The sequence below is a fragment of the Aeribacillus sp. FSL M8-0235 genome (assembly GCF_038000355.1).
Classification (GTDB): domain Bacteria; phylum Bacillota; class Bacilli; order Bacillales; family Aeribacillaceae; genus Aeribacillus; species Aeribacillus composti.
This window is the reverse complement of record NZ_JBBOBW010000001.1, coordinates 274154-287931: the sequence shown is the minus strand read 5'-3', so window position 1 is coordinate 287931 and position 13778 is coordinate 274154. Positions and strand designations below refer to the sequence as shown.

General features: G+C 39.7%; 11 protein-coding genes. All 11 read right to left on the bottom strand.

Annotation, left to right across the window (positions count from 1 at the left end; genetic code table 11):
- Positions 1-8 precede the first annotated feature (8 nt).
- Positions 9-1241, bottom strand: a complete 1233-nt coding sequence (locus NSQ71_RS01495) for an acyl-CoA dehydrogenase family protein (RefSeq protein WP_144596894.1) — start codon at positions 1239-1241, stop codon at positions 9-11.
- 106 nt (positions 1242-1347) lie between these two features.
- A complete protein-coding gene (locus tag NSQ71_RS01490; RefSeq protein ID WP_340732507.1) occupies positions 1348-2724 on the bottom strand; it encodes an LLM class flavin-dependent oxidoreductase in 1377 nt (458 codons plus the stop codon).
- Between the two features lie 213 nt (positions 2725-2937).
- Entirely contained in the window at positions 2938-4326 is a 1389-nt protein-coding gene (locus tag NSQ71_RS01485; RefSeq protein WP_066247175.1) for an LLM class flavin-dependent oxidoreductase, read from the bottom strand.
- A gap of 443 nt (positions 4327-4769) precedes the next feature.
- Complete coding sequence (ssuE, locus tag NSQ71_RS01480; protein ID WP_063386539.1) at positions 4770-5312, bottom strand: NADPH-dependent FMN reductase; 543 nt, start codon at positions 5310-5312, stop codon at positions 4770-4772.
- A 42-nt stretch (positions 5313-5354) separates the two neighbouring features.
- Complete coding sequence (locus NSQ71_RS01475; protein WP_327847772.1) at positions 5355-6536, bottom strand: acyl-CoA dehydrogenase family protein; 1182 nt, start codon at positions 6534-6536, stop codon at positions 5355-5357.
- 69 nt (positions 6537-6605) lie between these two features.
- Complete coding sequence (locus NSQ71_RS01470) at positions 6606-6938, bottom strand: hypothetical protein (protein WP_340732498.1); 333 nt, start codon at positions 6936-6938, stop codon at positions 6606-6608.
- A gap of 269 nt (positions 6939-7207) precedes the next feature.
- Positions 7208-8284, bottom strand: a complete 1077-nt coding sequence (gene sfnG / locus NSQ71_RS01465) for a dimethylsulfone monooxygenase SfnG (protein WP_063386537.1) — start codon at positions 8282-8284, stop codon at positions 7208-7210.
- A 519-nt stretch (positions 8285-8803) separates the two neighbouring features.
- The gene (locus NSQ71_RS01460; RefSeq protein ID WP_340732496.1) at positions 8804-9277 is read right to left on the bottom strand and encodes a PCYCGC motif-containing (lipo)protein; all 474 of its coding nucleotides are present in this window, start codon (positions 9275-9277) and stop codon (positions 8804-8806) included.
- Positions 9278-9747: 470 nt separating this feature from the next.
- Entirely contained in the window at positions 9748-11103 is a 1356-nt protein-coding gene (gene brnQ, locus NSQ71_RS01455) for a branched-chain amino acid transport system II carrier protein (RefSeq protein WP_339193968.1), read from the bottom strand.
- A 321-nt stretch (positions 11104-11424) separates the two neighbouring features.
- Positions 11425-11901: a flavin reductase family protein gene (locus NSQ71_RS01450; protein ID WP_327863033.1), complete on the bottom strand. Its 477-nt coding sequence runs from the start codon at positions 11899-11901 to the stop codon at positions 11425-11427.
- Positions 11902-12183: 282 nt separating this feature from the next.
- Entirely contained in the window at positions 12184-13443 is a 1260-nt protein-coding gene (gene ltrA, locus NSQ71_RS01445; protein WP_340734389.1) for a group II intron reverse transcriptase/maturase, read from the bottom strand.
- Between the last annotated feature and the right edge of the window lie 335 nt (positions 13444-13778).

Here is a 13778-nt window from a genome sequence, read left to right as displayed (position 1 = left end):
TAAAATCCTTAGAAGTAAACCTCTCTTATCGGAAGCTTCGTACCATTCACAACATAATCGCCAATAGCTCTTGCTTTGTAGGCTATCGGATTATGGGAAGCAAGTGTGCGAATATTGCGCCAGTGGCGGTCAAAATGCTTGGATTGTCTCGTAGCTGAAGCGCCGCCAACCTCAAAGAGAAGTGTAGCTGCTTGTAATGCAAGGTGATCGATAATAACTTTCGCCTGAGCAGCTCGCAGGGAAGCCTCATGACTTAAATCAAAGTCTATTTCTCCATTAACCGCCTCATTCACTGCTATGTCTAATGCATCTGCGGCAGCCAGCACAAGTGCTTCTGCGGCAAACGCGCTGCTTGAAAGCTGCCCAATAATTTGCTGAAGCAGCGGATCAGCCGCTGGCGTATCTGCCGATGCAAAAGTAAAGGTTCTGGATCTTCCATGAACTAAAGCTTTAGCGTCTGTCACCACATTCCGCAAAATACCCGCTATCACTCCTTGCAGATAGAGCTGTAAAAATGAATTGAAAGGCGTCTTCGTCTCATCAATAAATGTTACTTCTTCTCGATTGACATATACATTGTTTAAGCGTGTTGTACCGCTTCCTGTTAATTTTTGTCCGATACCATCCCAGTCATCTTCAATGATGACGCCATCACGATTTGTCGGAATAAACGCGGAAACAGGTTTTCCTTCAGGGGTTGATGCCATAACGATTACCCAGTCGGAATATATGGTACCGGTGCTAAAATATTTCGTACCGTTTAATCGGTACCCTTCGCCATCTTGAGTCAAAGTTGTTTCAAAAATCAAATGACCAACATTTTTTGATGAAATTTCCGTAAAGGCATTCCCAATAATATCTCCTTTTGCCACGATTCCCAACAATTGCTCACGTCGTTCTTTATCCGGATTTCGAAGTATTTCTTCTACTTGCCAATAATGGGCACGAAGGCTGTGCGCCACATCCGGATCGGCTTCAGCTAAACGGATTAGGACATAGAAAAGATCACGAATACTAGCTCCTCCACCGCCTAGTTCAACAGGCAGACGTAAAGCACCCAATCGAGATTGCCGAATTAAATCGAAGGCGTGATAAGGCAGTTCTTCACTGCCGGCATTTCTTCGTTCCTCAGCGTCTTTAGCAATTACATCAATCAATTGATCTAATTCAGGCGAATCAACTTTTACCGGACCGTTAAAAGTCAAAGAGCTTGCTTCATTTAATTGATTTTGAATTGACATCTTTTATGCACTCCTTTAATCGTATTTTAAATTTCACTATTCACATCTTTTTAGTAATATTTATTTGTAAAAAAAAGAGCCAAACAGCAATTACTAGCACCTCAGATCAATTTACAGGGCTTTTCGCTGCAAATGCACCTCGGTATTTTGCAGCAGGATGACGCTCATTGAGACGATCTGTCCCAAACAATTTGCGCCGCAATGTTCCTGGCTTTCCATATCCATTGCGCGCTAAACCTCGCTTTCGAAGCACAGGCATGACTTGATCAATAAATTCTTCATAGGAACCGGGAATCGTCGCATTGATGACATTGATGCCGTCAACACCTGCATCCCTCCAAAGCTCAAGCTGGTCTGCAATCATTTCAGGAGTGCCGACAATACGGTTTGTTTTGCTCCTGAGCCTAGCAAGATCTCTAACTGTAGGAGTCCTTCCCGGCGTGCTTTGCTTTAGCCATTCATATGTGCTTCTGATCCCTTCAGTTTTGATATCTTCCAATGGAGTATCTAAAGTAGCATTCCCTAAATCAATTCCCATCCCCCCAGCGGAATGAGCGATCATCATATCGAAATCAATCTTATTTTCAAGTTCATATTCTTTTTGCCGAGCTTCTTCCTCCGTCTTTCCGATCACAAAGTACAATCCCTGATAAAAGTGGATATCCTCACTCTTTCTGCCATTTTCAACCGCCAACCTTCGTGTTTCATCGATCAGCTTGCGGGCATTTTCAGGATCAGGTGCTCCAATGAAGATCGCTTCAGCATTGCGAGCCGAAAAATCTCTGCCAGTAGGGGACGAACCAGCTTGAAAAAGCAACGGTGTGCGCTGCGGTGATGGAGCCACTAAGTGCGGTCCTTCCACCTTGTAGCACTTGCCGACATGATGAATTTTATGGACTTTCGCCGGATCCGCATGAATTCCGCTTTCACGGTCCTGCAAAAGCGCTCCTTCATCCCATGAACCTTCCCAAAGCTTATATAAAACATCAACATATTCATCCAGCCACTCATATCGTTCATCATGCGGAACTAAGCCGTCATAGCCAAAGTTGCGAAAGGCATTTGCTGAGTAGCTGGTAACCATGTTCCAGGCAATTCGTCCTTTGGTGATGTGATCTAATGTTGATACACGGCGTGCAAAGTTAAAGGGAGGTTCTTGAACCGGAGCCGCCGTAAAAGCTAAGCCCAAATGTTTTGTATTTACTGCAAGTGCTGAAAGCAGTACCATTGGGTCATTACTAGGTACTTGCAAGCCATTTTCAATATGGAAATCCCATCCTCCTCGAAAGTCATTGTACAGCCCGACGACGTCGGCGAAAAAGATGACGTCAAAACCTCCCTCATCCAGCCGTTTCGCTAAAGAAACCCAAAGATTTACGTCATTAAAGTTAAGCTGATGACCTTCTTGATCACGCCACATCCCGTGAAGAATGTGAGAAGGTGTATTCATAACAAAAGCAGAAAATGATAATGGCTTTGTCATATTCCCCATATCTCCATTTATCCTAAAAATTTGTTTAACCAAAAAAAGAATTCATTTCATAAACGACTTAAAGGACTTATGAATCCGCAGCAAAATTGGCAACAAGTCAAATAAAGAGCAAAAGTAATACTGACTAACGACTAACCTACATTTTCCTTTTTTCAAGGCTGATCATACGAAGTTCAAAGCTTCTTTTGATACAAAAAAGTAAGGTTAATCCTGCAGTTGATAGCTTAAATTTCTATATTTAGCTCCAATATGGTCTTCCGGTAAACGGGACTGGCCTTTGCCAAACAATTTTTCCCGCAAAGTTCCTTCTTCATATTCTTTTTTCACGACTCCACGTTGTTGAAGCTCCGGAATGACAAGATCAACAAAATCTTTAAAAGTTCCCGGCGTTATTGCATAGGCGAGATTAAATCCATCGATATCCGTATCTTCAATCCATTCCTCAAACGTATCAGCTATTTGCTTTGGTGTTCCGACTACTACAGGACCCATTCCGCCTATTCCAGCAAAATTCGCCAGCTCGCGGACAGTCCATTTTTTATTTGGACTTGCTTTCGTTAATGATTCGAGCACTGATTTGATGGCGTTAGTATCAATGTATTCAATTTCTTGATCAGGATCATATTTTGAAAAATCAACACCTGACCAGCCGCCTAATAAAGAAAGGGCCCCTTCATAGCTGATATATTGCGATAATTCTTCATATTTCGCCCACGCTTCCTCCTCCGTCCGCCCAACAATCGGTGTGAACAAAGCGAATACTTTTATGCTTTGCGGATCCCTGCCAAATTCAGCAGCCTGGGCTCTTAAATTTTTAACATATGAAGCGATAGGCTCTTTTCCTGGCATCGAAACAAATGTGCACTCAGCATGTTTTGCTGCAAATTGACGCCCTCTCGCTGAAGCGCCTGCTTGATATAAAACAGGTGTTCTTTGCGGCGACGGCTCGCACAAATGAATGCCTGGCACATTAAAATATTTGCCGTGATGATTTATTTCATGAACTTTCGCTGGGTCTGTGAAAATTTTTCTATCTCTATCTTTTATAACAGCATCGTCTTCCCAGCTGCCTTCCCATAATTTATAGCAAACTTCCAAATATTCTTCCGCAATATTATATCGTTCTGAATGGAGGAACCGATCACCAATATCGATGTTTTTCGTTCCGCTTTCCAAATAGGAAGTAACAATATTCCAGCCTACTCGGCCCTTTGTTAAATGGTCTAAAGTCGACATTCTGCGTGCAAATGTATATGGATGCTCAAATGTTGTAGAGCATGTGATCCCAAAGCCTAAATGCTCCGTTGCATGCGCCATTGCAGAAACAAGTAAAATAGGGTCATTGACTGGAACTTGGGTTGCTTCACGTACTGCTGTTGTTTTATCATTTCCATACACATCATAAATGCCGATTACATCTGCAATAAATAATCCATCGAACCGCCCTTTTTCCAGTAATTGCGCCAGCTCAACCCAATATTCAATATCTTTATATCGGTATGACTGATCTTCAGGATGCACCCATAATCCCGGAGATTGATGCGCCACACAATTCATATCAAAAGCGTTTAAATAAATTCGCTTTTTCTTCATATGATTTCCTCCCGACTAACCGTAAATTTGACATTGTCGTTTAGTTATCATTCCATGGACCGATAATGTCTGTGATTCTATATATCAAAACTGAAATGGAGTGGGATCATTTTTGAAAGGTACGTGTCTCTTTCTCAAATACTTGTTGTTACATCTTTTTCTTCGTTTTATTTAAAGGTTTATAACGAAAAAAAACAGAGACTATCTTTGCAAGTACGAAACTTGCGATGATATGTCTCTGGTCGTCCAGTCAACATGATACATTTGATCGTATGAAATTTTTGCTAAAGTAATATATTTCCCTATACAAAGGTAAGAATTTTTTGGTTGGAATCAACGGCAGCTTAAGCAATTTATTGGCGACAGTTCTGGCACCATTATTTTTCATCTCCGTGAGCAGGATGAAACATCCTTTCTGTTCGGTGCAAACAATATATAAATCACTATTTTAATTGTTCAACTTTTAACCGGCTTAATAGATCATTCAATGATGTTTGTAATCTCGATTCTATTTCCGCATCAATAAAAGTAACCTGATCTTCGTGATAGCCAATTTGAGAATCTACGAAATACACTCCTTTTAAAATCTCCTGGCTGCCTAACACAGAAGCAATCGGCTTAATAGCATATTCCAATGTTAAAAGATGAGCTGCTGTTCCGCCGGTAACCACCGGGAGAACAACTTTATCAACGAATCCTTTTTCAGGAATGAAATCTAACAGGGCTTTTAACACCCCTGGATAGCTTGCTTTATATACAGGACTTACAATAATAACTGCCTGTGCTTGTTCAATCTGTGCTAAAACCTCTTGAATTTTTGGGCTGTTGAAGTTGGCAAATAAAAGATCTTCTGCCGGCAGGTCACGAACTGAAATGGTAGACGCATTCAGCCCTTCAGCCTTGATCCTTTTTTCTAAATAAGCAGAGATAGCTAAGCTTCTTGATGGTTTAGATGGACTTCCGGAAATAATCACGATATTTGACATAATGTCATCACCTTTCTTCAATTAAATTCGATCGTTTATACATTAAGAATACGGTGTAATCTCAGGCAATTTACCGTTAAGAGCCCATTCTCCGATATCACGGATTTTATATTCAATGGGATCATGCAACGTGTGAGTCCTTACATTTCGCCAAAAGCGGTCAAACCGATATTTTCCTAAAGTTGCCCTTGCCCCCATTACTTCAAACATACGGCTGGTAACCTCTAAAGCTGCTTTTGCTGTTGCAACCTTTGCAGTCGCAATGATAATTCCACACTCTCCACGTTCCTGTTCTGTTAATGCCCTTTCTTTATCCCATGCTTCTTGCAGAGCATTTGAAGCGTCTTGGGCCAATGCAGCTGCAGCTTTTAACTGCACATATAAATCTCCATACTGGCGAATCGTATATGGATCGCTCGTCGCCTGATCTACTTTAGAGGTCAGCCAAGGACGAGTGATATTTTTCGTATAGTTTTTCGCTTCTTCAAATGCTCCCTCCGCAATTCCAAGAAGAACATGAACTAAAATGGTTTGAGCAGTATGCGTCCTTATAGTAGGGAAAAAGCTTTCAGGTTCTTGTTCATAGAAATTTAATATCTCTTCTTCCTTCAGCAGTACATCTTGAAAAACAACAGTGCCGCTGTCCGTTTGCCGTTGGCCGAAGCTATCCCAATCATCATTAATGATTATTCCTGTCCGATTAGTAGGAATAACAGCAATAACAGGGCGATCTTGATTTGGACTTTTAGCTGATATAAGCAGCCGCTCTGAATCTTTAGCACCCGAGCAAAAGCTTTTTTTCCCAATTAGCTTTAACTGATCCCCTTCTCGCTTTACGAGCAAGCTTTCATCAAGAGGATTATAGGTATTTCCCCAAAACAAATTATTTTCAGCCGTTTCCTTATAATACTTCTCTTTCTGCTGAGGGGAACCGAATAGATGTACGGATGTCAAGCATAAGAAATGATAGCCGAATAAGTGAGCCAATGACCCGTCTACTTTTGCCAGCTCACGTGTAATTTGCAGCACAGCTTTCCAATCCTTCCCCAGTCCGCCTAAAGACTTCGGGATGATAAGTGAAAGTAATCCGCTTTTTCTAAGCAGGTCACGTTCTGCTTTTGCTGTTCCTCCTCGTTCATCCCTTTCAATTGCAGTTTTAGCAAACTCCTTTGCTAACTGCAAAGCTGTGTCAAGGTAATGACCTGTTCCTTCTGCAACACTCATCATTAGTTACCCCTTTGTCTTCTTTATCTAAATAATGTTTGTGATTAATAGTTTACTGACATAATCGTTCTATTGTTCCATTATTTCATTCATAAATTGATGAAGCTTCTTTGAAAGACCTCCGTTTCCAAAACGGATATATTTGCGTTTTTTAAAATCTGCATATTCTCTTTTGACAAATTCCAGAAAAGCTAAAATATAAATTCGACGATGAATAATAGAAACGACTCCATTTGTATAAAACCAATTGTCAATCGTATTGAAAACACCTTTATTTATCCGATAATTCTTTTGGCACCAAAGGAAAAATTGTAAATCCGGCAAATTCAAATATTCATTTTCTAACAAAGATTTTTGTTTTTCCGCTTTATAATCCAATATGTTCACATAACTATTTGCCACCGCTAATCCACCTTTCCATGTTTGTAAAAAAAGGAAAGAGACTCTCATTTCAAGAAATATGATCTTGAATTGAGAGCCTCTAGTTGTCCAGTCAGCATTCATCAAACTATTTTGTTTATAACTAAATTAATACATATTATTCCTATATGTCAAGTATTATTTAAAGAAAGAGACTCCTCATTTCTTGATGTTGAATGCCCAACATCATTCGTATTCATTTGTTAGTTGTTCCGAAAGCTTACTCATTTCGAGTCTTATGCTTCTTTATATTAGTTGGCTAGGATTCCCTCCAATTTTGCTTCTTTTTCTCTTACGAGCGGAATGACTTTTTCACCAAAGGCTTTTAAGTCTTCATCGTAATGTAAAAATCCTGTCAAAACAATATCGACTCCTATTTTTTTCAGCTCAATGATGCGATCTGCCACTTGTTCTGCCGTTCCAATCAAACCTGTTTTGAAACCGTCATTATATTGCACAAGATCTTCGAAGGTGGATTCCGCCCACATTCCTTCACCTTCAGGAGAGGCTTTCCCTGCGAATTTCACTTGACTTTCAAAGCCTTCCACAGCTTCTTTATCTGCATGTAAAACAATATCTTTTAAAACTTGTTTTGCTTCTTCTTCTGTATCACGAACAATCACGAAGCCATTAACACCGAATTGGATGTTTCTTCCGTTCGATTCAGCCAATGATTTCACATGATCAATTTGCTTTTTCAGATTTTCCAGCGAGTTTCCATTCATGAAATAAACATCTGAAACTCGTCCAGCCATTTCTCTTGCTGCTTTCGAGTTTCCGCCTTGGAAAATTTTCGGGATATTAATAGGTTTAGGCTTTAATGGCGCTTCATTTATACGATAAAAATCTCCTTTAAAAGTAGTGGTTTCCTTTGTCCACAAATCTCGTAGAACCTGTATAAATTCTTCAGACCGTCGATAACGTTCATCATGGTCTAACCACGGTTCCCCATAACCGATAAATTCATTTTTAAACCATCCGCTGACAATATTAATTGAAGCACGACCATTACTGATATGATCAATCGTTGAAATAATTTTTGCTATGACACCTGGATGCCAAAGACCGGGCAGCACAGCTGTAATAATGTTTAATTTTTTGGTACTAGCGGCAAGTGCAGAAGCAAGCGCAGCGGCTTCTAATTGTTTTTCAGCTCCGTAGCTGGCGAAAAATCTTGTTTGCAGCAGGACGTAATCAAAACCATTTTCTTCAGCTATTTGTGCATAACGTTTGTTATCCTCAAATGACCAGCCTGTTTTCTGTGGCAGATTAGAGATCACAAGCCCTCCACTAACGTTTGGCGCCCAATAAGCAAATTGTAAACCCATTGATTTTCCCTCCTTAAATTTTAATAAAAAAGGCTCATATCAGATCCCTAATATTAGGAACTGATATGAGCCTCTGGCGGTCCAGTGGGCAACCGGGTAAAAGTAAAAGATTTAAGTATGATATTAATTCCATTATTCCTATTTGTCAAGTATGTTTTTAAAAATTTCGACTTTTCTTGCTAGTTTTATTAGATCAGTCCTTAGAATTAGACATGAGGGAAAGGCAGAATGGAAAATGGGTCATGGAGCGAAAGGGAATATGATTATATATAATGGAGAAGGGAAATAAATAATTCTTTGTTGGAAAGCGTGGAGGATCGGTCAAAAAAAAGCCGAAGGAGCTTTCTCCGACAATTTTATTATGTAAAAATAACAAAAAACAGTATTGACGGATATTCAAGATTAAATGTCTAATCACAAGCCTTTTTCCATCATGATCAAGTCCTGAGGACAAAAACAGTTTCGACAAAGCATAAAACATAGAAAAGATGAAACCAATAATTGGTCTCATCCTTTTCTTTATAACGACATTGGTGTATCTGTCGGGTTCGCATAGCCTTCTTTGTATTTTTCATCTATATATTGGCGAATTTCTTTTACCGTTTTTCCATCTTGCTTCATTTTGATTGCTTCTGCTGCAATTTCTAAGCAGACGTTGCAGCGTGTTCCATGGTCATCCCATACAACAGAACCATTTTGATTTACTTGCTTAACAAAACAATTTAGACTGCTCCGATGTCCGGCATGATCGCCGCAGCCACAATAACAAGGAATCCATTGCAGCAGCTCCATTGATTTTCCGGCTGCTTGATAGATGATTTGAATGTTTTCGCTATATTCATTTAAAAAGGTCGGCAGTTCATCCCTTGAAGCAGTTGTTTCCCACAAGTCGCCATTCGGCGCGTGCTCCATGGTTGATTGTTCTTTATTTGAACTGCAAGCAGAAATGATTATTGTAATAAATAGTAATACCAATAATTGTTTGGCTTTCACAACGTCACACTTCCTTTTATAAAGTGTAATGAAATCCTTCTTTTCTGTTCATCAACTAATCACAAATTGCATTCAGCTGCCGAACATAGAACCATCTGGCGGCCGATGTTACCCTTACAATATATATTCCTATTTCCCTTCCTTAAAGGTTTTCTCTCAATTAATAAAGTCTAAAGAACGGCATACATCTTCAAAGCTTCTGATATCATTCCATTATATTGTAAAGGGGGTACTTCTAGCAGCTGCTAAATATCCTTTATTTTTAAATCCGAACTTGCGAAGGGTGAATAGACTTTAACCTCTACAAGAAAAATACCATAATCACTAAATAATAAAAAGAATCTTCCTTTAGTTTTAAAAAATTGTCAATGGTCAAGTTTGATCAAAAAAAGGAACCTTCCTTAAGAAAGTTCCTTTTTTATAGCTTACAAAAATTCAAACTATTCTTTCTATTATTATAATAGAACATTTTACGCTCTAACAGTTGATTTGGCCTGAACCCTTCCGACAATACCTGTAATAATAATGACAATGATCGCTGGAATAAACCAGCCGAGTCCTTGTTTATAAAATGGTAATATCTGTTCATAAAACGAAACAATTGGTACCATCCATCCGAAATAATCAATTCCAAGTGAATCACATAATGATTTCAAACCGTCAAAAATACTGATTAAAAATGTAACTCCAGTCGCTGAAACATATACAATGCGTGCGTGATGGAAAAGCGGCGACAAGAACGTTAACAAAATCAAAACAATCGCTAGAGGATAGATGAACATTAAGACAGGGATAGAAAATGAAATAATGTTTGTTAATCCAAAGTTTGCTATTACAAAAGTAAGTAAGCTAAAGAAGACAACCCACGTTTTATAGCCGATTTTCGGAATCAATTTATGAAAATATTCAGCATTCGCCGTTATTAAACCAATGGCAGTCGTTAAACATGCAAGAATGATAATAATAGCCAGCATAATTAAACCGAATGTGCCAAAATAATGTGAAGCCGCATTGCTGAGAACGGGTCCACCTGTTTTAAAAATTCCGAAAGCTTCTACACTTGTTGCTCCTAAATAAGCAATTCCAATATAAATCAGTGCAAGCAGTGAAATGGCAACAGTTCCTGATTTTGCTGTAGCTTTCAGAATATCTTTTTTTGATGTTACACCTAATTTGCGTATGGCATTGATCACAATAATGCCAAATACAAGTGATGCAAGGGCGTCCATTGTACTATAGCCATCTATAAAACCTTGGGAAAACGCATGAATTTTATACACGCCTTGCGCTGAACCAATATCCCCAATAGGATTCACAACTACCATAAATAAAAGTATGGCAAGAAGAATCACAATTCCAGGTGCTAAAAGTTTTCCAACATTATCGACAATCTTAGACGGGTATAAAGAAAACCAAAAAGTCACAGCAAAAAATAGCAGTGTATAAATAAACAATCCAACTTGATGAAATTCCTCAGCAACAAACGGCGTAATACCGACTTCATACGCAACAGTTCCAGTCCGTGGTGCTGCAAAAAAAGGACCAATTGTTAAATAGAGCAATGATGTAAGAAAGACGGCATAAGTCGGATGAACTCTACTAGAAAGCTCTTGCAAATCACTGCTTCCGGAAAAACTCATCGCTATAATCCCGAGAAACGGCAATCCAACTCCAGTAATGATAAATCCAGTCACAGCAAACCAAAGATTTTCCCCGGCATTTTGTCCAAGCTGAGCCGGAAATATTAGATTCCCTGCCCCAAAAAATAGAGCAAACAACATAACTCCAATGACAGCAAGCGAAGAAAATGATAGCTTTTGATCCATAATTTTTCGATCCCACCATGATGTAATTTTTTTAAATCGATTTATGAAAACAATTCACACGATTCATACAATAAATTATATTATACTATTTTTTTACAAAAATTTCAACGAATTCATACTTATATTATGAACATTCATTTGGATAAATATGCTAGAAGCAGACGGAAATGAACGCCTGCTTCAAATAATCGTAAGTCATCATCGCTTATTCTTTAAAATCTTGCTTCAACCTTTTGCCGAACAAAACTATTTTCTTATTTTTTGTCTCAAATAATAAAATTTGCAGGTCTTTTTAACCGAAACATTTTTCTTATAAAAAGTTTAGCCTCCATAATAAAAACCGGTTTCTTTCAATGTTAGCGGATCGCCTTCCCGGTGCACGCCGGCATTGATCACTTCACCGACGTAAATATAGTGGTCACCTTTTTCTATTTTTTCCACCACTTTACACTCAAAAAAGCTCAACGCATCTTTAAAAATCGGACATCCTGTTTCTTCGGTATAGAATTCGTATCCCGCCAACTTGTTTCCTTCCGGTTCAATGGATCGGAAAAAAGCAGTAACCATTTCCTTCTGCCCCGTCTCCAAAATATTGACGCTAAATACCCCGCTTTTGGCAATTTGTTGTTGTGAACGTGTACCCGCTTTTACAGCAACTGCAACTAAAGGCGGTTCAAAAGAGGTTTGAGTCAACCAATTTCCAGCAAATCCATTGGCACCGTTTTCATCTTTCGTACCAACAATGTACAAGCCATATGTAATTCCACGTAAAGCCGTTTTTTTCGCCTTTGCATCCATTTTGAACATCACCTTCCTTTGAAATCAATTTTTGGTTTGTTTTGGTATTCCTTTACCTTCATTTTAGGCAAACGATCATAATATGTCCAGTTTTTGCTTGTCGTTTACCTAGAATATCGGCCAATTGTTCCATACTGCTTCCAATTCTCTCATAATGACCTCAACTTAAAACGTCATATCATACAATAGAATGAAAATCAGCCTATTAATCGAGTAGGAGGGGGTGACTAACCCCCGACCTCTCACACCACCGTACGTACCGTTCGGTATACGGCGGTTCAATTAAGTTTGACGTAGTGCTTGATATCTTTCGAATAGACTTCTTAACCCTCGACGCTTCCAATAGGAGTTGTCGAGGGTTTTGTGTAGAATGGGACTGCAGGCAATCCGCCAATATTTCTTGCGTGTATTGCCCCATTCGAATGCTTTATGGCTTGGAACCCCTAATCCTCTGAGTTTCCGAATTCTTGTTTTCGGGGTTTTCCATTCTTTCCACAAACACATTCGAAGCCTTCGTCTAATCCATTCATCAAATTCTTTGAACTTACTTGGTGTTTCTGCCAAGGCAAAATATCCGCACCATCCCATTAAATACTTGTTCAGTTTCTCAATCCTTTTCTCCATTGGATACGGTTTCGACCTTGATGTAATTTCACGGATCTTGTTCTTCAAACGTTTCACACTTTCGTTCGCAATTCGTACCTTTGGAGTCTTATTGAGTGTGAAGCTGAAACCGAGAAACTTCCGTTTCCAAGGACGGTCTACCGCCGATTTCTCTTTATTTACCTTGAGCTTTAACTCCTTCTCGATAAAGTTCGTAATGGAATTCATGACACGAATTCCTGCTTTCTTTGTTTTCACATAGATGTTACAGTCATCCGCATACCGAACAAACTTATGTCCACGTTTCTCAAGCTCCTTATCCAATTCATGAAGCATGACGTTTGATAAAAGTGGACTAAGCGGGCCGCCTTGAGGCGTTCCCATGTCCGTTTCCATTACCACTCCATTGATCATCACGCCTGATTGAAGATACCGGCGAATTACCTTCAGTAGAATTTGATCTTTGATCGTTTTCGCCAAGATCCCCATCAGTTTGTCGTGATTCACCTTGTCAAAGAATTTCTCTAGGTCTATATCGACTACCCAACGATATCCTTCTTTGATATAACCCTTTGCTTCCCTAACCGCATCATGTCCCCTTCTGCCTGGGCGAAAACCATAGCTATGGTTCGAGAAGGTCGGATCAAAAATTTTCGTCAACACTTGGGCAATCGCTTGTTGGATGAAACGATCCGTCACGGTAGGGATCCCTAGAAGCCTTACTCCACCGTTCGGTTTCGGGATTTCGACTCGACGGACGGGTAAGGGCTTGTAGGTTCCTTCTCTCAACGACTGTCGAATGGAGTCCCAATTTTCGTAGAGGTGTTTTCGTAGGTCTTTTACGGACATGCCATCTACTCCGTGACTTCCTTTATTCTGTTCGACTCGTTTCAGTGCCGCCAGGAGATTTTCCCGTGACAAAATCATTTCCATCAACATTGATATCCTCTCCACGTGAACGAATTCTTCTATTTGTGCCATCTTCTGCTCCACCCTCTTGAAGTCCCCCGTGGGATTCACCACTTCCTCCTTCAAGTAAGTCCTATCGGATTGTCTGCTTCCACACAGAAGATGAACGCCTAGCGATTCGTTCTCCTTAATTGTTCAGTCCTTCCTCTTCCATCTCGAGCTTGAAAGAGTACTATGACTTCTGCTGACTTCTGACTGTTCAGCTATCTATCACTAGATAGGTTACCAAGGTTACTTGGCGTGCCAGCCAGACCTCCCCGGGTAAGAGTGTAATCTTTCCTTCCATCCATCTGCTTCATTTACTC